Genomic DNA, 24,178 nt, shown 5'->3' with positions numbered 1-24,178 from the left:
GCAAGAACCCTGATAGCGCGCCGCGCGCATTCACCGGCATGGCGCTCAAATCAGCGGCCCTGCTGCACATCGGGCGCGGCAGTCGCACAAAAGAAAGGCGCCAACCTTTGGAGGGGTTGGCGCCGGGCGGCGATGCGCGGTTAGTCTACTTAGGCCGTTACGTTCAGGCTCTGCGTCGAAGCATTGGTTTGAGAAGCACCCGCGTCAGTTGCCGCAGCGTATTTCTGCAAGATGCCTTGCACCAATTTTTCCAGCTTCAACGCGGCCTGTTGCTCGGCCGTCGTGGCTGAGCTCGCCCCAGTTCCCGTATCGGCACCGTTGCCGGTACTGGCGTTGCCGCTGCTGCCGCTGGCGATGCTTGACAGGGCCTGTTTGAGATGGGTCATCTCGCTGCTGCTGACCTTTCCATCACCGTCGGTATCCGCCGCCTTCATCAGGTCTTTGATGGCCTGTGCCGCAGCGCCAGCAGCGCGCTCTTGTGCGGACACCGTACCGTCCTGATTGGTGTCCAGGGGGTCGTAGGCTGAACTGCTGCTTGTGGCGCTTGTGCTGCTCGTGCTGCTGGTGGACGTCGAGTTGGATGAATCGCCACCTGACGCACCCTCCGGCGGTGGTCCGGGTGGCGGCCCTGGAGGAGTCCCACCGGCTTGCGCGCCGCCATGCGTCTGCGCGAACGACACCGTGCTGGACGGTGCGGGCATCAAGCTCTTCAGCCCGGTTTCCAACTCGGTCTTGTCCAGGGTGCCGTCGCCGTTGCTGTCCAGCTTCTTCATCACGTCAGCCGCGCTGCTGCTGCTGCTGCTGCTGTTGCTGGTGCCTGTGTGTTTGGCGATGTCGTCCAGCATGGATTGCAACTCGGTCTGGTCGACCGTGCCGCTGCTATCGCTGTCAAACTTGGTCAGCATGTGGTCCGCGAAGTCCGTGCCATTGGGCGGGCCTGCGGCCTCCTTTCGCGTCGCGCTCATCGCTGCCCAGGCGCTGGCGCTGCTACTGCCGCCCAGCCCGCTGATTGTGCTCATGATGCTTCCTTTCATGAAATTTGAGGAACGTTGCCGTCACCCGAACCTCATCGTTCTGGCGACGATTCATTCTGGAAACCATGTGTCAGCGCCACTTTGCTGAAATGTGCCAAAGCAGATACAAAACCCCGCAATAAAGCCCGAACTAAGGGGCAAATTCGGCGTTCTCTTCAGAACGTCGATAAAAGGGTGTGATTCCCTCCAATTCCTGCATCCCGCGAGAAATATCCGAGCCAAGTTCGGGGCGAATTCGAGTCAAGAACTTCGACTCTTGCGAATCACGCTTGCCGGCCACTGCGCCAGCACCAGCAAGCTCGCCATCAGCCACATCGGCGCGGCCGGCAGGGTGGCCGCGGCCAGCACGCCAAAGCCCGTGGGCATGGCCACCGTGGCACTGTTAACCACCAGCATGCGCAAGCCCAAGGCCTGGCCTTGGCGGTCGGCCGGCGTCACTTGGTGCAGCAAGGCCAGCACCATCGGCTGCACCGAACCCAGCGCCAGCCCCAACACTGCAGACCCGCACATCATGCCCACCGTGCCGGGCAACCAGGCATAAACGATCAACAGCGTGGTGGCCAGCAACATGGCGCAACGCACGGCCTTGAGCTCGTCCAGATCATCGGCGAACCGAACAATCGCCAGGCGCACGCACATCGCTGCGGTCGCAAACGCGCCCAGCACCAGGCCAATGCTGGAGGCGCTCAGGCCCTTGGCATGCCCCACCACCGGCACCACAAAACTGTGGGCGTCCCAACAAGCGGACAACACGACGTTGAGCAAGAGCAGATTGCGCAAGGCCGGCTCGCGCAGCAGCGACCAAGCCGGCCGAGGCCGCCCCTGATGGCCCCGAGCCTGCGGTGGATGGCGCGGTACTTTTTGCGCCAATGCCCAGGCCACCAGCGGCAAGACCAAGGCCAGCGCAAAGGCCGCCGTGAAACTGAAGTGATCAATCAACAAGCCCGCCGCCACCGGCGCCAGAGCGTTCGACATCGCCGGGCCCAAGGCCACCCAGCTGAAGACGCGCTTCAACTCCGAGGGCTCATCGGCCATCAATCCCGCCTCGCGCTGCAGGGCCACGGCTGAAATACTGATGGCACCGCCGCACAGCAAGCAGCTGAAGGCAATGGCCCACAAAGACTGCCCCACCAGCGCCACCAATGCGCCCACCAAGGCCATCAACACGCCGGTCCCCACGGGCCGGTGAAAACCGTGCTTGTCCGCCTGCCGGCCCGCCCACAGCGACAAGACAATGGGGGCAATCGCGAACAAGCTCAAGAGCACGCCCACCGTCCATTCGCCATAGCCTTGCTTTAGCGCCCACAAGCTGGCCGAAACACGGGTGACCGCCATGCTGGCGTGCACCGCCACCAAGGTTGCAATCAACCACGGGAAAGCCCGCCGCAAATCGCGCGGGCGCAGGTCCTGCGCCTCAGCGGCCACATCAGCGGGCGGCGCACTCAAACGTCGCCCTCGTCCAAAGCATTGTCTTGGCTTGCCAGGGCATCGGCGGCGTCGCCCAGACCGAGCTTGAGCAACTTCACGGCGGCCTCTTCAGGCAGGGCTTCCACGCTTTTGAGCTTGCGGGTCATGGCGCGGGTGCGCGTTTCAGCCGCGTCAATGGTGTTGCTGGCTTCCTCCAGCTTTTTCTTGGTCTTGGCCAGCACGTCACCGAACTTGCCGAACTCGGTTTTGACCGCGCCCAGCACTTCCCAGACTTCTGCCGAGCGCTTCTCCAGCGCGAGTGTTCGAAACCCCATCTGCAAACTGGTCAAGGTTGCCAGCAGCGTTGTTGGCCCCACCAGCATCACCTTGTGATCGCGCTGCAGACTCTCCACCAGGCCGGGCCGGCGCAGGGCTTCGGCATACAGGCCTTCGGTCGGCACAAACAGCATGCCGAAGTCGGTGGTGTGCGGCGGGGCGATGTACTTTTCGCGAATGGTCTTGGCCTCCAAACGCAGGCGGGTCTCGATGGCCTTGGCCGAGGCCTCGACGCCTGCCACATCGGCGCGGTCTTGCGCGTCCAGCAGGCGCTCGTAATCCTCGCGGGGAAATTTAGCATCGATAGGCAACCACAGCGGCGCGCCATCGTCCCTTTGCCCGGGCAAGGCAATCGCAAATTCAACCCGCTCCGCGCTGCCCGGGATGGTGGCCACGTTGCTGGCGTACTGCTCGGGCGTGAACACCTGCTCCAGCAAGCCCGCCAACTGCACCTCGCCAAAGATGCCACGCGTCTTCACGTTGGTCAGCACCCGGTTGAGCGAACCCACGTCGCGCGCCAGGTTCTGCATCTCGCCCAGGCCTTTGTGCACCTGCTCAAGGCGGTCGGCCACTTGCTTGAAGCTCTCGCCCAGGCGCTGCTCCAGCGTGGCGTGGAGCTTTTCGTCCACCGTGGCTCGCATCTGCTCGAGCTTTTTCTCGTTGTCTTGCTGAATCAGGCTGAGCCGCTGGTCCACGGCTGCCTGCAGCTGGCCCAGGCGCTGCTCGTTGCCGGCGGCCGTGGCCTTGAGCTGCTCAGTCACCGCCTGCCCCAGGCGCTGCAACGCCTCGGTCTGGGCCTGCGTGGCCCGCACGGCGGCAGCGTCCTGCGCCTCGCGTGCGGCCAGGGCTTGCGCGCTCAAATCCTGCTGAACATTGCCCAACTGCTGGCGAAAGCTGTCGATCTGCTCGCTTTGCGCGCGTGCGACCTGCTGCAGCGCCTCCAGCTGGGTCTGCGCGCTACGCTGCTGGGCTTCGTCTTGCGCTTGGCGTGCGGCCAGCGCCTGGGAGGTCAAACTCTGCGCCGTGCTCTGCAGCCCGTCGCTCAAGCTCTGTTGCAGTGCCCCCAGCTGCAGTCGAAAGCTGTCGATCTGCTCATTTTGCGTGCGCGCCACATCCCCGCCCTGATTGAGCAGCGCCTGCTGAAACTGGCTGAGCGCCTGCAGCAGCTCCTGGCGTGTGCCGCTGCCGCTGCGGGTTAGCTCATCGCGCAGCTGGCGATCCATGCGCTCCAGCCGCTCGTTCGACGCCTGCTGCAGAGGCGTCATCTGCGCGGCCAGCAAAGCCCCCAGTTGCGATCCCCAAGCATCGGCCTGGGCGCGCGCCCGTGCCTGCAGCCACAGGCCAATCAACAACACGACCATCACCAAGGCCAGCAGGCCCACCATCAGGAGTTCAAAAACATTCATGAGCCCATTGTCTCAGCGCAACTGACCGAGCCCCGTTCGTCATGCCTCGGTCAGGTCAAATCAGGCTAACGGCCTTGTCATCCGGCCGGCAGCCTGGCGCGTTGCACCTGACACGCATTGATGGTTCAAATTTCCCGAGCACAATGCGTCGTGCCCCCCCGCCATCAGGTCGGGACATCGCCCCTGTCACCCAGAGCACTTGACCGATGCGCCCCCTCCACAAGACCGCCGTCCTGTTGAAAGCCGCAAGCCTCGCGGCCCTGTTGAGTGCCTGCGCCGGCGCACCGCCACAAAAAGCGGCTGAACTCAGCAGCACGGGCGACGAATACGCCCTGGCCAACCGTTTGACATGGGGTGCGAACAGCAGCGCCGTCAATGATCTGGCGACCCAGGGAGTGGCGAATTACCTGCACGCACAGTTGCACCCGCCTGCGGCCCGGCTAGACGCTGAAGTAAGTCGTCAGATCGACGGACTGACAATCAGCGAGAAGACGCTTCCCGAGTTGATTCGCGATTTGGACCAACGCCGCAAGGACGCGGACGCCAACTCCGACGACGACAAGAAAAAATCGGCGCGGCAAGCCTACCAGCAAGACCTGAACCGCCTGGCGCGGGAGGCGGCGAGCCGCCATGTGCTCCGCGCCCTGTATTCACCCAACCAGATTCAGGAGCAGATGACCTGGTTCTGGCTGAACCACTTCAGCGTTCACCAAGGCAAGGGCAATCTGCGGGCCATGGTGGGTGACTACGAAGACAGTGCCATCCGCCCCCATGCGCTGGGTAAGTTTCGCGATCTGCTTGGCGCCGTGGCCACCCATCCGGCAATGTTGCGTTACTTGGACAATGAACAAAATGCCGCCGGGCGCATCAACGAGAACTTCGCACGGGAGCTGATGGAGTTGCACACCTTGGGCGTGGACGCCGGCTATAGCCAGCGCGACGTACAAGAACTGGCGCGGGTGCTGACGGGCGTGGGGGTGAATCTCAGCGGCAACACGCCGGGCATGCGCAAAGACTTGCAAGGCTTCTATGTTCGCCGCGGCTTGTTCGAGTTCAATCCGGCGCGGCATGATTTTGGGGACAAAACCCTGCTGGGCCAAACCCTCAAAACCCACGGGCTCAAGGAGTTGGACGAAGCCCTGGACCGGCTCGCGACGCACCCGGCCACTGCCCAATTCATTTGCCGCAAACTGGCGACCTATTGGCTGGCCGATGAGCCGCCAGGGTCCATCGTCCAACGCATGGCGCAAACCTTTCAAGCCAGCCATGGTGACATTGCCAGTACGTTGGAAACCCTGTTCAACAGCGCCGAATTCACCACCCCCCAGCGCGGCAAGTTCAAGGACCCCATGCGCTATGTGATGTCTTCGGTGCGCCTGGCCTATGACCGCAAGGTGATACTCAATGTTGGGCCCATTTTGAACTGGCTCAACCGCATGGGAGAACCTCTGTACGGCCACCTCACCCCTGATGGCTACCCCTTGAGCGCCAGTGCCTGGAGCAGTTCAGGCCAGATGACCACACGTTTTGAAATTGCCAAGGCCATCGGCTCGGGCAACGCGGGCCTGTTCAAGAGCGAAGGCCCGCAGCCACAAGAAAAGGCCGCCTTTCCGCAACTCGCCAATGCCTTGTATTTCAGCGCCATTTCCAGACGCATGAGCCCCGCCACAGCGGCTGCATTGGACCAGGCCACCTCCCCGCAGGAGTGGAACACCCTGCTCCTGTCCTCACCTGAAATGATGTTTCGTTGACCCTACTCCGGAGCCCGCCATGCGCCGCCGCGAATTGCTTGCCACCACCCTCAGCCTGCCGCTGGCCATGGGCACCACCCGCTTGGCGGCAGCCGGCCCGCAGACGTCCAAATTGCTGGTGGTCTTTCTGCGCGGAGGCTATGACGCCGCCAGTCTGCTCGTGCCGATCTCCAGCAACTTTTATTACGAAGCCCGCAAAGACATCGCCATTGCCAAGCCCTCCTCCAACTCCAACAGCAGCACCGGCGTTGACGCGGGCGCGGCCTTGCCCTTGACGGCAGATTGGGGCTTGCACCCCGCCTTGCGCGAGAGCCTTTACCCGCTCTACCAGCAAGGCGAACTCGCCTTCGTGCCCTTTGCCGGCACCGACGACCTGTCGCGCAGCCATTTTGAAACTCAAGACAGCATTGAGTTGGGCCAGCCCACGAGTGGGCACAAAAACTATGCCTCCGGCTTCCTGAACCGATTGGCAGCAGTGGTCTCCGGCAGCACGCCCATGGCGTTCACCGAGCAATTGCCCGTGATCCTGAGAGGCGGAGAAAAAGTCGCCAATACAGCCCTCAAATCCCTGGCCAAACCCGCCATTGATGCGCGCCAAAGTGACTTGATCGCCACCATGTACCGTGGCACCCCGCTGGCGAGCACGGTTCAAGAAGGCTTCTCGGTGCGCCAAGAGTTAATGCGAGACCTCGCGGGCGAAATGGAGGCCGCCAACCGAAACGCCATCACCGCCAAGGGCTTTGCGCTGAAAGCCCGCCGCATCGCCAAAGTCATGCGCGGGGACTTCAACCTGGGTTTTGTGGACGTGGGCGGATGGGACACCCACGTGAGCCAAGGCGCAGCCACAGGCTATCTGGCCAATCGCTTCGATGAACTCGGGCAAGGCTTGGCTGCCTTTTCGCAAGAAATGGGCAGCCGCTGGAAAGACACCACCGTGGTCGTGATCAGTGAATTCGGGCGAACCTTCCGCCAAAACGGCAACCGCGGCACCGACCACGGCCACGGCACAGTGTTCTGGGTGCTGGGCGGCAGCGTGAAAGGTGGCCGCATCGCGGGAGAGCAGGTGACCGTCAGCCGAAATACCTTGTTCCAAGACCGCGACTTTCCAGTCCTGAACGACTACCGCGCCGTGCTGGGCGGCTTGTTCCAGCGCCAATACGGGCTGAGCACGGCGCAACTGGCGCAGGTTTTTCCTGGGGCGGTAGTGAACGACGTGGGTTTGATCTGAGGCCGAAGTCGGGCTCTGAAGCGGCACGCCGCAGTGCGCTCATGGCAGCGGGCGGTCGGTTTTAGCCCATCGAAATTGGCAGATCGGCGGCGCGTACTCGGCGATCACGAACTCGATTTACGCGACATCACGGAGATCAAGGTCGTCGCGCAAGGTACGCCATTTTCGCGGCTCTGCCTCGATCTCGGCCAGACGCTCGGGATCGAGGCAGAGCAGCGCCGAGCGCCCCGGGCTGCGGCTTCACCGGCCCTGTAACCAGTTGCTCAAGCAACTCGGCGGGGATTTGAATTTGCGGCTGCGCCGCCTGATTCGCGGTAGCGGTGGTTTTTGTCTTGCGTGGCATTCATGCTCCTTGTCGACATGCTATGCCTCACACACAAAACTTCTGACAGGCTCATAGGCGCTGGCCACGCAGCTCACGCGGCGGCATAAAACCGCCTCGCCAGCGGCGCGTACTCGGCGATCTGGGACTCGATTTGCGCAGCGTCGCGGGGGTCGAGGTCATGGCGAAGGTTCCGCAATTTGCGCTGCTCGGACTCGATCTCGGCCCGGCAGCCGGGATCGGGGTTTGCGGTGCGTCGGCTAGATCCTGGGTGCTCCGAATCGTGCCCCCTCCTACTGCAAGGCCTCTTTTGTCGGGATGCGCAACTTGCTACGAGATTGCTCGTCGTAGCGAATGAACAAGATCTGCAGTCCACTTTGCCGTTCTAAACCCGTAAGTCGACAACGAGCAAGATCTTTGCCGGCAAGCCCTGAACACTCTTCCTGGCGCGCAAGCGAGATTAACTTTTTATCGATCTTATGGCCGAGTCCGACGTCGCTCTGCCACTGTTTCAGATACTCGTAACGAGAGAAGTAAAAATAGTAGGCACTCGCGAGGCTCGCAAACGCATCAATATCTACTTTCGCGCTCGTTCTAATCACGTCACACGTGTTGTCTGGGCAATATTCGATCCACAAATACTTCGAATCGCGAAATGCCTTAACTGCATCGCCAGGAATGGATCTCAGCGGGCTGTCAGGCTCCAGCTGCTCCAGTCTTGGTTTGCCGATAGCAACGCTGCAAACCAGTGCGGAGCAGAAGCCAACAACAATCCTAGTTCTTCTTAGTCTTAGGATAAACAATTGGAATGGGGTCATTTGCGGGGCCTATAGCTGGCACGCCGTTGCCAGGTGTTAGTTGAAGATGCCAATGGTTTCGATTCGGACCACTCGGGAAGAGCTCGAGCTGCCCTCCGCCGAAGCCACAAGATGCCGCGCAGCCATTCATATCGTCCCGGGAGACTGGGTTCGAAGTCGAAACATCACAGGCCTCACCTTTGTAGTGGCCGCTATTGGAAGAGTGTTTCGACTTCTCCGCACCTCCGGTGACAAGCAAATCTAGACTTAGATTCCCCGTTCTACCCATCAAACACGTCTCGACGCAGACCAAATTCTTAGAGGTCTGGCCATCAACAGGGACAGTCCGTGGTGGCGGAGCGTTGTAGGTGACCAACCCCCATGGATCGACGTAGCTCAGCGGGTTGCCCCCGACATAGGCATACGTATTGATGCCGCCTTGTAGCCCAATCGGATCACTCTGCACATACCCTCCCACCGTAGGATCATAGTCCCGGGCCATGTTGTAGTGCAGGCCGGTGTCGGGGTCAAACTGTTGGCCGGGCAGGCGCAGGGAGATGTCGACGCTGGGCAGGCCGCTGGGGCTGTTCTCAGCCGGGGTGATGCCGAAGGGTTCGGCCATCCAGCGCCAGCGCAATTGGTTTTGGCGGTCCATCAGCACCCGGGGGGTGTCGAGGTGGTCGGTGTGGACGAAGTAGATGTTGGGTGGGTTGCTTGCGTTGGCAGTATCCATGCCCGCACGAATCATGGCCTGATCGGCCGGGTCATCGCCGTATGGACCTTTGCCGTACCAACTACCCCACTCAGGCTTTGACGTGGCCGCGCGTGACTGTGCCCACCCAGCACCCGGCAAAAGAATGGGGCCAAGGCCAGCGGCATAACCCGCCGCACCGAAATTGAAGTTCCCGAAATCTTGGTACACAGAACTCTGCTGCTTGTAGTCCCATCGCCCCTTGTTGCACACCGCCTAGAACGCCCCCTGCGAACACGCTCCACAACGTGGCTTCGAACCACGCCTGCAACTCACGCTCACGCGCCTGGCGCACTTGGTTTTGAGCCAATAGCTTAAGCAAAAGGCTCAGGTCTTGCTCCCAGCGATCCAGGCTTTTATGCACGGCCCGTGTTTCGCTCTGCGGGACCTGCGAGAGGGATTCCTCTGTTCCGGTCAGCGCTTCGTGCAGCGCGAGCCAGGACGCTTTGACAGGCGATTGGGCGTTCATCATCGACACCTCCGCGCGGGATTGATTGACCGGCACCGACGTTCGGGCGCAAGCCTTGGTCAGGCTATTTTGCGCGCTGCAGGGGATGCCGCCAAGCCCAGCAACCAGCATGCTGCGAGGCAGATTTTGGAGTACACAGATTCGACGTTAGGAATAGCAGGGGTGTGCCATTTGGCACATGCCTGTTTTGAGCGTCGAATCAAACACTTGCGTCGCAAGCCCTATATTTTTTAGAACTTGTTTGGCAGGGCGTGTGCCAGACAGTTTTGCTTGACGGATCAGGGGCTTGGCATCGTTTTACAGCCTCGGCTGTGCCGGGCGTAATGTGTGTCAGTCCATGAGGGGTTGGCGGGGGGAGCCGCAATGCTCGGACTGAATCGGCAGCGATGGGGATTTACGGCGGGCAGCGGAGGCGGACCGCTGGGTTCACACGGAGGCATAAAGCAACCTCGCCAGCGGCGCGTGCTCGGCGATCAGGGACTCGATTTGCGCAGCGTCGCGGGGGTCGAGGTCATGGCGTAGGGTGCGTAATTTATGCTGCCCTGCCTCGATCTCGGCTAGGCGGCTGGGATCGGAGTTGGCAGCGCCCAAGGCCTGGGCCGCAGCTTCAGACCAGTGGGCGCACTTCCAGGCGCAGGCCTCGGTTGAATTGCGTGGGCATGGCTACTCCTTATCGTTCAAGCCTGTCGCGGGCAGCCGAAGAACGCGAGCGACCTCTTCGGGATTGATGCGGCTACAGCGGACCATGTGCTCGCAGTAGTCACCGACGGTCTGGATGACCAGCCGTCCTTGCGCCATTTCTTTGAGAAGCCGTTTATCAGCGACATCCTTGATGTCACCGTCAACGATGTCGAATTGGTTTGCCTTGAAGTCGGAAGCCGGGTTCGCCTTCAACTCTTGCCCGAAGCGAGCATCGAGGGCCAGCGACGCCTCGGGCACGCAGAAACCCTCGGCCAGATGCTGCAACGAGTATCGGAGAACGACCTCTTCCGACGGGACTACCGTCGCGGGCTTTTTCACTTTGAACCACATCCGCAGTTCCCTCCCGACGATGTCGCATCCCAGGCAGCTTTGCCGATGATCCCCCAGTTATAGAAACCATCACCGATAAGCGCCGCTGTCGCCGCCGTACTGAGCGCAACCCCGGCGGCAGTACGACCGAACATACGCAGTTCCCGCATGCCAAGCCGACTCGACCAACGGCTCAATTGGCTTGTGTAGGGATTCAACTCGCTCGTCGGCACGCCAAGTCCCCTCAGCTCGCCAGGCGTCTTGGGCATCGTTCCAATCGCACCAGCACTTCCAAGCGCAGCCAGATCCGCCGCTGTGCTGGAACGGTTTTGCTCCACCTGGTCTGCAAACTTGTTGAAGTCGAAGCACGGACCAGAGCCCCCACCCCCAGCTCCCGCCGCTTGCAATCCAGTCGGATCGGTAAAGCTCAGTGGATTCCCCCCCACATAGGCATAGGTGTTGATGCCGCTAAGGATGCTTCTCCACTGCACTACTTCGCACTGGCTTTGTTGACTCGCTCAGCTCGCATAGCTTTCAGCTGCGCATCACGCTGGTCACGAATCGCAGGCTCCAAGGTCTTGCGAACTCCCGGCCATCCGGACTCTATGCTTCGCACCAGAATCCTAGCGCGAGTAGGTACAAACGACGCGACACCCACCAAAACAGCATCCGGATAGCGCGCAAAGACTGTCGCCATAGCCTCAGACGTTGTTTCATCGGCCGAGTTTTCATGGGATATGGCGTACGCCATCAGTCTCTGAAGCAACGGCTCATCGAGCGCCTCGTCAAGAATTTCGACAGCTCTCCGAACGCAAGGCAAGGCTGTTTCCTCACCGTATTGCTCGTTCTGCTTCCGAAGCGCTCTGTAGGCGGTTTCATTACCGACATTCACCGAACGTTTGAACCTCTCGTTCAGGTCTATCCCGCGTCCAAGAACCTGCATGACCTGCGCCGCGTTCTTCGACTGGCAACCAGACTCCGCCCAAGCCGGCCAAAGCAGCAAGACGCAGACAAACGCCAAAGCGATCTTCATCGTGGGTACCTCACAATGACAGGAATTGACCCATACCCGTCGTTGAAGTAGCTACGCAGCGCGTCATGGACTGTCTGTTGAGCCGCGCCACATGACGGGCCAATACAACCTTGAGTGCCCGGCACGTTCCCATCGGGATGGATGCGTAGTAGGTCTCGGGTAGTTTTGAAGGCTGGATCAAGGTCAAGGCTCCAGCCCTTGCCCTCGCACTGCATGGCCTTGTTTCCTTTCTCGTTTCGCTGGCGCAAATTGCTGCCGTTGTAGACGCCCTCCGGTAAGCGACCCAGGTCCCAGGGACCGGAAACGGCAGGAACTCGGAACTCAACGCCCATGTCCTCGAAACCAGTAAGGTATTTGCCGTCAAAGACCAAACGATCAAGCAAGCCCGACGGATCCATCCGGCTAACCGGATTCCCGCCGACATATGCGTACGTATTGATGCCGCCTTGTAGCCCAATCGGATCACTCTGCACATACCCTCCCACCGTAGGGTCATAGTCCCGGGCCATGTTGTAGTGCAGGCCGGTGTCGGGGTCAAACTGTTGGCCGGGCAGGCGCAGGGAGATGTCGACGCTGGGCAGGCCGCTGGGGCTGTTCTCAGCCGGGGTGATGCCGAAGGGTTCGGCCATCCAGCGCCAGCGCAATTGGTTTTGGCGGTCCATCAGCACCCGGGGGGTGTCGAGGTGGTCGGTGTGGACGAAGTAGATGTTGGGTGGGTTGCTTGCGTTGGCAGTATTGGGCTGGATCACAGCCACGGGGATGTCACCCAGCCAGACGTACTCGGACAGCGCCGTGCCATTGCCTGCGTATTCGCCCAGCAGATGGCCTTGTGGATCGTAGGCGTAGTAGGTGAAGCGCCGGTTGGCGCCGCCCACGGCTTGGGTGGAGGTTGTTGTTGCGGTTGCGGTTGCGGTTGCGGTTGCCGTCGTTGTTGCGGTTGCCGTCGACGCCAGGCTTGATGGGGTGGCGGATGAGGCCGAGAAGCTGCCCGTGCTGGACAGCACGTCGGCCATGCCACGCCGCACCCGCCGCCCTTGGGCGTCGTAGGCCATGTCCAGTTGAATGCCGGGGAGGTTCATGCGGGCCAGTCGCCCTTCTTGGTTGTAGCTGGCGGTTGAGCTGGCACTGCCCAGGCCGGTGGCGATGTCGGAGACCCGGTTGCCGGTGGCATCGTAGCTGAGCGCGCGCGAGGGGTTGTTGATGCTGTTGAGCCGGTTGCTGTCGCTGGCCACACTGTAGGCCCGGGCGTTGATGCCCACGCTGGCGGCGCTGCGGTTGCCGTTGGCGTCGTAGGCAAAGCTCCAGCGGGTGTTGCTGAGTTGGGTGTCGGTGAGGCGGCCCAGGGCGTCGTAGCTGAAGCGTTGGTCGAAGGCGGGGGTGGGGGCGCCGGTGGAGGTGTCGTAGTGGAGGAAGCTGCTGATGCGGTCGGCTTCGTCATAGCGCAGGTCGCGCACCAGGGGGCCGAGGGGGTGGCGGATCATGCGCCCGCTGTCGTCGAAGAAGCGCTCGTGCAGCTGCGGCCCGGTGCTCATCTGCCATTGCCAGGATTTGGCGGGGCCGAAGGGTTGCAGGGTGATCTGGCTGAGCAAGGGGGTGGTTGTGTTGCTGCCCGGCGCGCGCATTTGGATGCTGACGGGTTGGCCGTTGTTGTACTCAAAGTCGATCAGCAGGCCTGAGGGGTAGCTCAGGCGGGTGACGTGACCGGCTGCGTCGTAGGTGTAGCCCACGGTTTGTGTGCGCGCCGGGCTGGTGAAGGTGGCGGTTTCTTGCCGCACACGGCCCCAGGCGTCGTAGGACCAGCTGCTGCTCACCTCGGGTGTGGTGGCGGTGGTCAGCCGGCCGATGCCGTAGCCGTAGTTGGCGCCGGTTTGGTCGTAGGTCCAGGTGAATTGGCGGGGGCTGTTGCCGGCTTGGGTGATGGTTTGCAGCAGGGGCCGCCCCAGGGCGTCATAGCTGTAGGTGCTCAGGGCGCCGCGTGCGTCTTGGCGGGTTTTGAGGTGGCCGGCTGCGTCATAGCTGAGTTGGGTCGCACCGGTGTCGGGGCTGCGCAGGGCCTGGGTTTGGCCGAGTCCGTCGCGCTGGTATTGGGTGTTCAGGCGGCGCGGGTCGCTCACCTGGGTCAGTCGGTCTTGGCCGTTGTAGCCCAGCTGGGTGAGGCCGCTCAGGGCGTCGGCGCTGCTGATGCGTCGCCCCAGGGGGTCGTAGGTGTGTTGGGTGCTGAGGTTCAGATTGAGCGCGGTTGGCGCAACGATGATGCGCGTGGGGTGTCCTTCAGCGTCGTACTCGTACTGCACGATGGGTGTGGGCGAAACGGGCAGCGGCGGCAGGCCTTGGGCCCGGGCCGTGAGGCCGGTCCAAGCGGTGCACAGCAGGAGCAGAAGAAGGCGCATGAACTGGCGGCGTTGGCGGGGGGGCGTGGACATGATGATGCTCACTCCCGGCCGTTGCTTTGCTGAACGCGGTTCAGGGCGTCCATCACGCGGCTGACTTGCCGGGCAAGGGCACCGCCGGGGTCTTTGACTTGCTCGGCCGTGCGATTGCCACTGTTGTCCAAGGTGTAGTCGATGCGGTTGCCCAGGCTGTCGCTGAGGGCGATCAGGCGGTTCGCGTCGTCATAGCTGTAGCTGACGAAGCTGGCGTCGGGTTGGGTGACTTGTTTGAGCAGGCCGGTGGGCCAGTAGTCGTAGCGGGTGGTGGCGCCTGCGGTGCTGACGCGGGTCAGGCGTTGGCGCTGGTCGTATTGGTACTGGGTGGACACCCCGTTGGGGTCGATGACCTGCAGGACTTGGCCGTTGGGATCGTACTGGGTGTATTGCGTGACTTGGCCCAGGGAGTTAGTAATGCTTTGCAAATCCCCCATGGTATGACTGCTGCTGGTATCGCTGTAATAGGTCTTGCGGGTAACGTTGCCCAAGGGGTTGGTGGTGGTGAGTACCTGGCCGAATTCGTTGTAGCTGTATTGCCAAATACGGGCAGGTACACCAGACTGAAGCATGGCCGCGAAGCCTTGGCCTCCATTGGCGTCGGTGGTGGCCTGCTCGACCCTCTTACACAGAACGGCGATGGGTTTGCCATCAGGTAGCAATGCATTGCTGGGGGCACAAGAAGCCGTGCCGGCGCTAAAGGGATCAGGTTGGCCGTTGTAGACCGAGGTGGTAACCCGCAGCGGCTCGGCGACCTTCGTACTTAAGCGCCAATCAGGGTGCCACTGGGTAAATACTCGCCGTTCTTGCGCGCTACCCGCCGCCTCCACTCTCAGTGATTCTAAATTTCGGCTTAGGTCGTAATTAATCGCGTTAATTCGTCCAGAAAAATCAGAATAATTTACAATATTTCCATTTGTATCATAACCTATATTACTAGCGGATTCTGCGCAACCCGAGCCGCCGGGTTGCACTTGCCCAGTACTTACCAGAGAATTATTGAGTTCAATAAATCGTTCAGTCCTAATAGTACCAAAAGGGTCAGTAAAAGCCGTTAGAACCGGACTCTGCGAGTAGTCAAAAGTTACCTTCTCAACGCCGCCCGCATGCTCAGTAGAAATTGCCCTACCCGAGGAATCATAGGAGTAGGAAGAAAATCTGATACCATTTTCATCAGTAATTCCAGTCAGAGAAATTTGCTGAATTTCATCGGCCATTTTATCCTTCTCGTTGTACCAATAAATACGCCTACCTCCATCGGGGTAAATTACAGAAGTTATGGTGCTTGAATTTGATATTTCCAGAGATCCATTGGCAGAGCTCTCGTTGTAATTATAGACATACACACCGCCAGCCGGGTCAGTTAATGTTATTCTTCTTCCAACGCTGTCGTAAGTAAATTTAAGCTCTCGGCCGAAATTATCTTTTACACCAACAAGATGAGCCTGACCCGGAGCAAAACTCTGCGAAGTACCAGCATCAGAATAAGTTAGATTATTAACCCCCCCATTTCCAAATGAAATCTGGACAAGACTTCCTGACAGGCTATACCGCTCTATTGAATTGTTATCAAAATTACGAATAAAGTAGCCAGTGATGTGCCCCTGCTCATCGAAAATATTGGAAATCCTATCATTTACATAGGGGGGCGCAGCAAATTCAGAATTCGGATTTCCGAAATATATTGTTCGGCGATCTTCTCGATTCAGCGCGAACTCATTACTCGTTCGCCAAAGCTCCCCGACGTACATCACGCTCAAAAATGGAGCGTCAACTATCAACGGATCCCTGATTGCAATTTTTTTAGAAAATTCTTCCACAAAATAATAGCCACCCCCTGCTAATATATTATTTCGCACAGAGACCAAGTTCACCCCATAAATATTAAAATTTGAAGTCCACCTCCCCTTCATACCATTAAAAGTTCTCGTGTAATTTAACTTATTTTCTCCTGACCCCACATAATCTTGCTCTTTTTGAATTTTATTACCATTAGATGCATTGATTGGATTGGATTGGATTTTGGGCAATCTTTAGGATCAGGCAAATCTTGATGTTTCAAATTTTGACAAAATTCTGTCAATGAAACCGAACCATTGGCACTTGTATTCACAACGTGTTGAATCGGCCCATAGGTGAGTCCATCTTCTCCCACACATACACCTTGCCCGGGAACTGAAAACTGCCTTCTGTATATAGTTTTACCGCTGTAATCGTATCTTTCGTAGTCGCGTTTCCAATTTAATGAAACTCCGTTTACGTAATACTGCACCGGATCCAACACCCAGTCCTCAACATATCTAACACCACAATCATCCATATAACCATTACTTGGATTGCAATATATAGAGGCAATCCGCTCGGGAAGAGTCTCTTCTTGACTCTTCTTCGCGAGACTTAAGTTGGTGGTCCATCGATATATCGAGCCAGGAAGCAACCATACAAGAGCAGGAAGAGTTTCGGCGTTTGCAGATAAATTTATTGAACCCAGCATTAAGACGAACAAACAATTAGTTATTTGGCTTGTTGTCATTTCATTTTTCAAGCTTTTACCAAAATTATTCATTTGATGCATTTACTTTAAGGATGGTGTAAATGAGTGAAAAACCAACCGCACCACCGATTTAAACGTCCAGCTGCGGAAGGACCATCTCGCCCGTAGAAATGATGAACGGGTTGCCGGTAGTGGGATGCGTGGCGGCAAGCAGGTATATGGGGCGTGGCATCCTCCGGGGACCAGTCGCTTTTCCAGCAAATGAGCAGCGGTGAATGATCAAAGGTCTTGGTGGCGATCTTTCATGCAAAGAGTCGCACCTTTTCCAGTTTCTGCACCCCGCGTCTTCCTGTCGCCCTTTGACGGGATTGACGCAAACATGCGGATCAAGGCGGAACGGCGGGGGTACTTCTCCAAGCCCGCGTCAAAGCGTCCGGTATAAGCTCCACCGCTAACTCCGTCCCTCACCTCACCTGCACCCCATGAACCCAGCCGCACTCCTCCGCACCGCAGCCACACTGGGGCAGCAAGGCAAGCATGCCGAGGCGGCGGCGGTCTATCGGACGCTGTTGCAGAAATTCCCTCTGCGCGAAGATGCCAATAAGGGTTTGTTGATCGCGCTGGAGTCCAGTGGCGCCTGGGCCGAGTTGGAGCAGCAGGCCGGGCATTTGCTTGAAAGGCTGCCGCAATTTCTGCCAGCGTGGCTGTCGTTGGCGCGCGCTTTGCTCATGCAGCAAAAAGATGCGTTGGCCGCCTGCCAGCGCTGTGTCAAGCTTGATCCCAAAAATCCGGGCGCGTACGACTACCTGGGCGTGGCCTGTCGGCGTGCAGGCCGGCTCGACGAGGCTGCGGTTGCGCTCAAGAACTCGCTGCGCTTGCGCCCGCACAGCCTCTCCACCCGCAGCAATCTGGCCAATGTGTGGCGAGAAGCGGGACGGTTGAGCGAAGCAGTTCAGCTGTACAAAGAAGTGCTGGAGGCCGACCCGCAGCGGCTGGATACGTTCTACAACTACGCCCTGGCCTTGTCTGACCTGGGGCATTTGCAGGCGGCTGAGCAGCTGCTGCGGCAGCTCTTGTCCAACGCACCGGGGCTGGCCGATGCCCACAACGCATTGGGCTCGGTGCTGCAGACTCAGGGCCGTTTGCCCGAGGCCGAACAGGCGTACCGGGCGGCGCTGGCGATCAAGCCGGACATGCCGGATGCCGTGTCCAATTTGCTGCTGGTGCTTCACAACCAAAACAAGCTGACCGAGATGCAGCCCTACCTGGGCCGCGCGGTCGCGCTGATGCCGTCGAGCGCCATGTTCCGCCTGGCGGCGTTGGTGTTTGCCTTGCCCAAGATGGCGGGCAGCCAAAAGGACGCGGCCCAGCGACTGGCACAGTTTGACGCGGGCCTGGACGCCTATGCACTTTGGCGAGACGCCGCCGTGCAGCAAGGTGGCTTGCGGCATGACCGCCTGGCCAATCTACCCTTTGCCTTGGCCTATCTGCCGGGCAATCACAAGGACCGGCTGTCAAGATTTGCCGATCTGAGCGCTCAAGAAAACACGCAGCCGCCTCAGCGCCCCGATTGGGCGCCCCGCGCCGCCGGCGAACGTATTCGCCTGGGCATTGTGTCCGCGCACATTCGCCGTCACTCGGTCTGGGACATTGTGCTCAAGGGCTTGATCGAGCATCTGGACGCGAGCTTGTTCGAACTCACGATCTACCACCTCGGCGCCATCGAAGATGCGCAAACCGAGCTCGCCAAACAGGCCGTTGCGCAGTGGCGGGATGCTGGTTCGCTGGCCGGCAGCACGGGTTGGGCAGATCGGATCGCGCAAGACCGGCAAGATGTTTTGTACTACCCGGAGTTGGGCATGGACACCGTGTGCTACGGCTTGGCGCAACAAAGGCTGGCGCCCTTGCAAGCGGCAGGCTGGGGGCACCCCATCACGACCGGCCTCGCCACGATCGACTTGTTTTTCTCGGGCCAGTTGATCGAGCCGGAAGACGGCCAGGCTCATTACCGGGAGCACTTGATCCGTTTGCCCGGCACTGGCTGTTGCACCCGCCCGTTTGAGATTGAAGTTGGGCTTGAAATTGAAGCCCAAGCCAGCGAAGCCGTGGCCCGCCTCATGTCGAACGCAAACGGCGCGTCGCTGTTTCTGATTCCGCAGAGCTTGCTCAAATTCGCGCCTGAGTTTGATGCGGTGTATGTCGAAATCGCCCGCAGACTGGGCCCCTGCCGCTTTGTGATCCCAGTGAGCGAATCCATGCAGGGCCTGCGCGAACCCCTGCACGCGCGCTTGGCGGCGGCATTCGATGCGGCGGGTTTAAAGGCCGACGATTTCGTGGCTTTTCTGCCTTGGCTGAACGAGGGTGAGTTCAGGCACGCGCTGCAGGTCTGCACCGTGTTTCTGGACTGCCCTGCATTCTCGGGCTACACGACCGCGTGGAAGGCGGTGCGCGAAGGCATCCCCGTGCTGACGCTCGAAGGGCCGTTCATGCGGCAACGGCTGGCAGCTGGGTTGCTGCGCCAAATTGGCATGCCGGACTTGATCGCTGGCGCGGTGCCCGCCTACATCGACAAGGCGGTAGCGCTGGCCCAAGAGCCCGCAGCAGATCAACAAGCCCGCCGCCGGGCCATCGCGGCTGCAGCGCCCCGGGCCGATCATGATGTGTCAGTGGTTCGCGCCTTCGAGCGCGAACTATTAAAGCGGATGCCCGGGGCGCCGGCACTCAGCCCCTGAGCACGGCGCACGAGCACGAGCACGAGCACGAGCACGAGCACGAGGCTAGTTGACGGGCGTCACGGCGGCTGCGCCGCTCAGCAGGGCGATCAAGTTGTCGGCTGCGAGATTGCACATGGCCCGCCGCGTGGGGACCGAGGCGCTGGCGATATGGGGCGTCAGCACCACATTGTTCAAGGCCAGCAAGCGGGGGTTCACTGCGGGCTCGCCTTCAAAAACATCCAGCCCGGCGGCCGCCAAACGCCCTTCACCCAGGGCTTGCGCAAGTGCGTTTTCATCTACCACGCCGCCACGCGCGATGTTGGTGAGCGTGGCACTGCGCTTCATCAGCGCCAGCTCAGGCGCGGCAATCAGGTGATGGGATGCGGGCGAGTAAGGCAGCACCAGAACCAAATGATCGGCCTGGGCCAGCACATCTTCTTTGCTGACCCAGCGGGCCCCCAGGGGCGCCTCTTGCTCAGCGCTCAAGCGGCTGCGGTTGTGATAAATCACCCGCATGCCAAAGCCCAGGGCGCCCCGCCGGGCAATGGCTTGGCCGATGCGGCCCATGCCCAAAATGCCCAAGGTGCTGCCGTGAATGTCTGCGCCCGCAAACAGATCCACGCGCCACTGCGTCCACTCACCGCGGCGCAGATAGTGCTCGCTTTCGGTGATGCGCCGGGCGGCAGCCATCATGAGGGCGAAGCCGAAATCTGCGGTCGTCTCAGTCAGCACGTCAGGCGCATTGGTCACCACGACACCGCGCGCCGTACAGGCAGCGATGTCCACATTGTTGTAGCCCACGGTCATCAGGCACACGGCCTTCAAATCAGGGCAAGCGGCCACCAGTTCAGCAGTGATCTGCTCGCTGCCTGAGGCAAAAACACCCTGCTTGCCTTGCAGGCGGCGCTGTAGTTGTTCCGCACTGAGTGGCTCGTTTTCGTCATACCAATCCACGTCGAAGACGGTGCGCAAACGCGCCACTACTTCAGGAAAAATGCGACGGGTGACCAGAATTTTTGGCTTCATGAAAAGTCTTGTGCTTGTGCTTGTGGCTTATATCAGCGGACCCGATTCAGCAGGCAGAGCCAGGCCAGCCTACTCGTAAAACCGCGTGAACTCGGCCACCGGCACGCGCTCGGTCACCAAGCTGTTTTCAATGGCCTGCGGGTCGGCATAACCCAAGGCCATGCCGCACACCAGCATCTGCTCGGGCGCGAATTGCAGCTCGTCGGCGATCAGGCGGTGGAACTGCGTGAAGGCCGCCTGCGGGCAGGTGTGTAGGCCGCGTGCACGCGCGGCCACCATGATGTTCTGCAAAAACATGCCGTAATCCAGCCAACTGCCCTGCTGCATCACCCGGTCGATGCTGAAGATCAGGCCCACCGGCGCATCAAAAAACTCGTAGTTGCGGCCATGCTGCTGCTGCATGCGCGCCTTGTCGGTCTTGGCGATGTCGAGCAAGCCGTACAAGTCCCAGCCCACCTTGCGGCGGCGGTCGATATAGGGCGACTTCCACTGCTCGGGGTAGTAGGCGTACTCCTCTTGGTGGGCGGCGTTCTGCGCAGGGTCGAGATAGGCTGCCGTGATGCGGTCACTCAGACGGGCCTTGGCCGCGCCGGTCAGCACATGCACTTGCCAGGGCTGGGTATTGGTGCCCGAAGGCGCAAATGAGGCCACCCGCAGCAAGTCCTCAATCACCGGCCGCTCCACCGGGCGCGGCAAATAGGCGCGCATGGAATGGCGGGTCAGGATGGCCGCGTCCACAGCGGCCCCTTCCAGCGCCGAAGGCGTGGCAAAGCGTGGGTTGTCAGAGCTCACAGGGTCAGTCCTTTCAAGGCAGACAAGGTTTCAATCGGCAGCGCGGACACCGGCCGGCGCGTGGCCCGGTCCACATAGACATGGACGAAGTGCCCGCGTGCGGCGCACAACTCGGCGCCCGCCGCGAACAGGCCAATCTCGTAACGCACGCTGGAGCGGCCCTGATGGCCGATGCGGATGCCGGCCTCAATGACCTGCGGAAATGCCAGCGAATCGAAGAAGTTGCAATGCGTTTCGATCACCAAGCCAATCACCGAGCCGGCGTGAATGTCCAGGGCGCCCGTGCGGATCAGGTACTGGTTCACCGCCGTATCGAAGAGGCTGTAGTAAACGACATTGTTGAGATGCCCGTAAACATCGTTGTCCATCCAACGGGTGCTCAGGGTCTCGAAATGCGCAAAGGCAGCGCGCCCTTGGGCCTGGGGTCGTGATTCACTCATGGGCATTCGTTCATTTCCCTTCACGCGCGTTGAAATTGCAGCCTGCGCGGCTGCCACCATAGCGGAAAGCGCCCCTCGATGATGTCATGCCCGCGTCATCCCCACGTCATGGCCCTGCGCCATCCTGCGGGCACGGCATCTCGACCGTCCAGCCCTTGAAGGTGGGTGCGTTTGATCTGGCGCAATTGTTGAAATGCACGTTTCGCGTCTTTTTGCTGCATTGCAACAAATTTCACTTGCAAAAGAAATTCTGAGCCCTATACTTTGAATTGTTGCAGTGCAACATTTTACTGACAAAGATCTTCTTTGCAGACCATAACCCGGGGTAGCCCCCGAATCAGGAGTGCTCCATCATGCTGACCGCAGAACAAATCATCGCCGCCCACAAAGCCAACGTCGAAACCCTGTTTGGTTTGACCAATAAGGCCTTCGAGGGTGTTGAAAAGCTCGTCGAATTGAACCTGCAAGTGGCCAAGACGGCCCTGGGTGAAGTCGCCGAATCCGCCAACGCCGTGCTGTCCGTCAAGGACGCGCAAGAGTTGCTGGCCCTGCAATCTTCGCTGCTGCAACCCAGCGCCGAGAAGGCAGCTTCGTACAGCCGCCATCTGTATGACATCGCCTCCAGCACCAATGCCGAAGTGGCCAAGGTCGCTGAAGCTCAACTGGCCGACATCCAAGCCAAGTTCACGGCTGTGGTTGAAAGCGCCGCCAAGAATGCGCCCGCCGGCACCGAAAACGCTGTCGCCCTGGTGAAGTCCGCCGTGGCAGCTGCCAACAACGCGTTCGAGTCCGTGCAGAAGGCTGCCAAGCAAGCTGCTGACGTCGCTGAAGCCAACTTCGAAGCCGCCACCAACTCGGCTGTCAAGGCTTCACAAACGACGGCTCGCGCCACCAAGCGCAGCGCTGCCTAAGCAAGCCAGCACCTGCTGCCCAACCCGGCGTCAACACTGACGCCCTTGGCGCAAAGCCCAGATCCTGTTCGCAGGGCCTGGGCTTTTTTGTGTTCATCCGCAGCCCAAAAGGCATGGGCACCTCTTCCCGCAGCCGACCTCGGTGATGCGCAGATACGGTCTAATGACCGCCATGCCGCAAGCCATGCACAAGCTGATCACTCCTGCTGAATCTGAGCCTGAGCCCGCCCCGGCGACGCCACGTTGGGGCGGCTGGCGCGGCCTTCACCGTTTGTGGCCGACGGCTGTTCTTGCCCCCACGCCCGGCATTTGTCCCAACTGCGGGGTGAGTCTGCCCAACCCGCAGCCCAACTACTGCGGTCATTGTGGACAGGAGACGCAGTTGCTGCCGCCCACGCTGCTGGAATTCGCCCAGCAATTTGGCGGCAGCTACATCGCCATGGAGGGTGCTTTGTGGCGCACCCTGTGGCGCTTGCTGCTGTGGCCGGGTCAACTCACGCTCGAATATTTCGCCGGCCGGCGTCGGCGTTATGTGCTGCCACTCAGGCTGTACCTCACCATCAGCGTGCTGGCGCTGGTACTGCTGCGCATGGTCACCACCCAACAGTTGGAGAAGTTGCCTGACGGCGGCATCCGGTTGGACACCGGCGAGGCGCAGGAGTTAACCCTAGAGTTGGGTCCGTTCCAAGCCGGCATACACAAAGGTGAATTCTTCTGCCGAAATTTCCCGGCCTCAGCCTGTGAACGCCTGAAGCGGCGCATGAAGATGGACCCGCAAGCCCTCAGCGCGGAAATACGCGAGGCACCGGCGCGTTTTTTCAGCCACCTGGGCAGTGCCATGTTCTTGATGCTGCCGGCGTATGCCTTGTGGCTCAAGCTGGTTTACATCGACAAACGGCGCCGCTACACCGAGCACCTCGTCTATGCCCTGCATTTGCACGCATTCTGGTTCGCCATGCTCATCGTCATGGTGGCTGGCCGTGGCTTGGGTGTGCCCGGCTTGGACGGCTTGAGCCTGAGCGCCGCAGCGCTGTATCCCCTGATCGCCATGAGCCGGGTCTACACGGCGCGGTGGTGGAGCACCGGGCTGCGCGCGCTCAGCCTGCTCCTGCTGTACGGCATTACCATGACCGCGATGCTGACCTCGGTCACGATCTGGACGCTGATGAGTTGATCAGCGGCCGGGGGGTTGGCCCAAACGGTCCAACTGATCAGCCACCAGTTCGAGTCTCAGCAAAGGGTTGTCCAGTTGCATGAGGCGCTGGCGTTCATCACCCGTCAAGGGCAACATCTCTGCCCACCGGTTGGCCAGCCAGCCGCTGTCTGACCATTGATAGGGCGGCTGAAAAGGCATGTCCGCCGCCGCCGCACCCTGCTCCAGGCTGTGCAGCAAGGTCTGCAGCAGCACGGCAGCAGGTGCCAGGTCGCCAGGCACGGGCACGGTCGCGTCGGGCGCCAACAGCTCAATCTCACCCATCCACAATCCGTGCGGCAAACATTGGCGGTTTTTCAGTTGAAAGCGCGCCCCGCCATGGCAGCGGACCTGCAGCAAACCCGCGCCCTGCTGCGCAAGAAAATCGATATGCGCCAAGGTTCCGACCTCATGAAAGCGCTCCCTCACAAAACCCGAACCATCGCCCGCGTGTTCATCGCGCTGCCGTATTTCGCCACCTTCGATCAGCAAGACAACGCCGAACGCCTGGCCCGCTTTGTGAACCCGCGAAATCATGTCCAGATAGCGCGGCTCAAAGACACGCAGCGGCAAATACCCGCCCGGAAACAAGACCGTATTCAGCGGAAAAATCGGCACGGTCTGAGTCGTCATGGTGCGGG

At 60.3% G+C, this 24,178-nt stretch carries 19 protein-coding genes; 5 read left to right on the top strand and 14 right to left on the bottom strand.

Annotated features, from left to right (window positions below; translation table 11 throughout):
• Nucleotides 1-149: 149 nt before the first annotated feature.
• The 3 genes from PRZ01_RS11955 to rmuC form a co-directional block, all read right to left on the bottom strand.
• Entirely contained in the window at nucleotides 150-1,019 is an 870-nt protein-coding gene (locus PRZ01_RS11955) for an EF-hand domain-containing protein (protein ID WP_273597015.1), read from the bottom strand.
• A 255-nt stretch (nucleotides 1,020-1,274) separates the two neighbouring features.
• A complete protein-coding gene (locus PRZ01_RS11950; protein WP_273597014.1) occupies nucleotides 1,275-2,480 on the bottom strand; it encodes an MFS transporter in 1,206 nt (401 codons plus the stop codon).
• Nucleotides 2,477-4,183 carry a DNA recombination protein RmuC gene (rmuC, locus tag PRZ01_RS11945; RefSeq protein ID WP_273597013.1) on the bottom strand — a complete coding sequence of 569 codons (1,707 nt, stop codon included), beginning with the start codon at nucleotides 4,181-4,183 and terminating at the stop codon, nucleotides 2,477-2,479. The genes PRZ01_RS11950 and rmuC overlap by 4 nt, the downstream gene beginning before the upstream one ends.
• A 206-nt stretch (nucleotides 4,184-4,389) precedes the next feature.
• Here rmuC and PRZ01_RS11940 point away from each other — a divergent pair, with 206 nt between their 5' ends.
• Together PRZ01_RS11940 and PRZ01_RS11935 are read left to right on the top strand one after the other, a co-directional pair.
• Nucleotides 4,390-5,934 carry a DUF1800 domain-containing protein gene (locus PRZ01_RS11940; protein ID WP_273597012.1) on the top strand — a complete coding sequence of 515 codons (1,545 nt, stop codon included), beginning with the start codon at nucleotides 4,390-4,392 and terminating at the stop codon, nucleotides 5,932-5,934.
• 19 nt (nucleotides 5,935-5,953) lie between these two features.
• Entirely contained in the window at nucleotides 5,954-7,162 is a 1,209-nt protein-coding gene (locus tag PRZ01_RS11935) for a DUF1501 domain-containing protein (protein ID WP_273597011.1), read from the top strand.
• Between the two features lie 615 nt (nucleotides 7,163-7,777).
• Here PRZ01_RS11935 and PRZ01_RS11930 read toward each other — a convergent pair.
• The 7 genes from PRZ01_RS11930 to PRZ01_RS11900 all read right to left on the bottom strand — a co-directional run bounded on the left by PRZ01_RS11930 (nucleotide 7,778) and on the right by PRZ01_RS11900 (nucleotide 16,534).
• A complete protein-coding gene (locus PRZ01_RS11930) occupies nucleotides 7,778-8,302 on the bottom strand; it encodes a hypothetical protein (protein WP_273597010.1) in 525 nt (174 codons plus the stop codon).
• Nucleotides 8,259-9,245: an RHS repeat-associated core domain-containing protein gene (locus PRZ01_RS11925; protein ID WP_273597009.1), complete on the bottom strand. Its 987-nt coding sequence runs from the start codon at nucleotides 9,243-9,245 to the stop codon at nucleotides 8,259-8,261. The genes PRZ01_RS11930 and PRZ01_RS11925 overlap by 44 nt, the downstream gene beginning before the upstream one ends.
• A gap of 919 nt (nucleotides 9,246-10,164) precedes the next feature.
• The gene (locus PRZ01_RS11920) at nucleotides 10,165-10,533 is read right to left on the bottom strand and encodes a hypothetical protein (RefSeq protein WP_273597008.1); all 369 of its coding nucleotides are present in this window, start codon (nucleotides 10,531-10,533) and stop codon (nucleotides 10,165-10,167) included.
• A gap of 469 nt (nucleotides 10,534-11,002) precedes the next feature.
• Complete coding sequence (locus PRZ01_RS11915) at nucleotides 11,003-11,545, bottom strand: hypothetical protein (protein ID WP_273597007.1); 543 nt, start codon at nucleotides 11,543-11,545, stop codon at nucleotides 11,003-11,005.
• Nucleotides 11,542-13,968 carry an RHS repeat-associated core domain-containing protein gene (locus PRZ01_RS11910; protein WP_273597006.1) on the bottom strand — a complete coding sequence of 809 codons (2,427 nt, stop codon included), beginning with the start codon at nucleotides 13,966-13,968 and terminating at the stop codon, nucleotides 11,542-11,544. Before PRZ01_RS11910 ends, PRZ01_RS11915 begins: the two co-directional genes overlap by 4 nt.
• Nucleotides 13,969-13,976: 8 nt before the next feature.
• A complete protein-coding gene (locus PRZ01_RS11905; RefSeq protein ID WP_273597005.1) occupies nucleotides 13,977-15,998 on the bottom strand; it encodes an RHS repeat domain-containing protein in 2,022 nt (673 codons plus the stop codon).
• A complete protein-coding gene (locus tag PRZ01_RS11900; RefSeq protein WP_273597004.1) occupies nucleotides 15,905-16,534 on the bottom strand; it encodes a hypothetical protein in 630 nt (209 codons plus the stop codon). Before PRZ01_RS11900 ends, PRZ01_RS11905 begins: the two co-directional genes overlap by 94 nt.
• A 410-nt stretch (nucleotides 16,535-16,944) precedes the next feature.
• On the opposite strand from PRZ01_RS11900, the gene PRZ01_RS11895 reads away from it, so the two are divergent.
• Entirely contained in the window at nucleotides 16,945-19,194 is a 2,250-nt protein-coding gene (locus PRZ01_RS11895) for a tetratricopeptide repeat protein (RefSeq protein ID WP_273597003.1), read from the top strand.
• Nucleotides 19,195-19,239: 45 nt separating this feature from the next.
• On the opposite strand, the gene PRZ01_RS11890 is transcribed toward PRZ01_RS11895, so the two are convergent.
• The 3 genes from PRZ01_RS11890 to PRZ01_RS11880 all read right to left on the bottom strand — a co-directional run bounded on the left by PRZ01_RS11890 (nucleotide 19,240) and on the right by PRZ01_RS11880 (nucleotide 21,434).
• Nucleotides 19,240-20,202, bottom strand: a complete 963-nt coding sequence (locus PRZ01_RS11890) for a 2-hydroxyacid dehydrogenase (protein ID WP_273597002.1) — start codon at nucleotides 20,200-20,202, stop codon at nucleotides 19,240-19,242.
• A 69-nt stretch (nucleotides 20,203-20,271) separates the two neighbouring features.
• A complete protein-coding gene (locus PRZ01_RS11885; RefSeq protein WP_273597001.1) occupies nucleotides 20,272-20,994 on the bottom strand; it encodes a nitroreductase in 723 nt (240 codons plus the stop codon).
• Nucleotides 20,991-21,434 carry an acyl-CoA thioesterase gene (locus PRZ01_RS11880; protein WP_273597000.1) on the bottom strand — a complete coding sequence of 148 codons (444 nt, stop codon included), beginning with the start codon at nucleotides 21,432-21,434 and terminating at the stop codon, nucleotides 20,991-20,993. Before PRZ01_RS11880 ends, PRZ01_RS11885 begins: the two co-directional genes overlap by 4 nt.
• A gap of 353 nt (nucleotides 21,435-21,787) precedes the next feature.
• Between PRZ01_RS11880 and PRZ01_RS11875 the strand changes: the two genes are divergently transcribed.
• Together PRZ01_RS11875 and PRZ01_RS11870 are read left to right on the top strand one after the other, a co-directional pair.
• Entirely contained in the window at nucleotides 21,788-22,345 is a 558-nt protein-coding gene (locus PRZ01_RS11875) for a phasin family protein (RefSeq protein ID WP_273596999.1), read from the top strand.
• A 172-nt stretch (nucleotides 22,346-22,517) separates the two neighbouring features.
• The gene (locus PRZ01_RS11870; RefSeq protein ID WP_273596998.1) at nucleotides 22,518-23,519 is read left to right on the top strand and encodes a DUF3667 domain-containing protein; all 1,002 of its coding nucleotides are present in this window, start codon (nucleotides 22,518-22,520) and stop codon (nucleotides 23,517-23,519) included.
• Here the strand turns inward: PRZ01_RS11870 and PRZ01_RS11865 are convergent, their stop codons facing one another.
• A complete protein-coding gene (locus tag PRZ01_RS11865; RefSeq protein WP_273596997.1) occupies nucleotides 23,520-24,170 on the bottom strand; it encodes an LON peptidase substrate-binding domain-containing protein in 651 nt (216 codons plus the stop codon).
• Between the last annotated feature and the right edge of the window lie 8 nt (nucleotides 24,171-24,178).

Origin of the sequence: Roseateles koreensis, assembly GCF_028595305.1 — a bacterium.
Taxonomy (GTDB): domain Bacteria; phylum Pseudomonadota; class Gammaproteobacteria; order Burkholderiales; family Burkholderiaceae_C; genus Paucibacter_A; species Paucibacter_A koreensis.
This window is presented reverse-complemented; position numbering and strand designations above follow the sequence as displayed.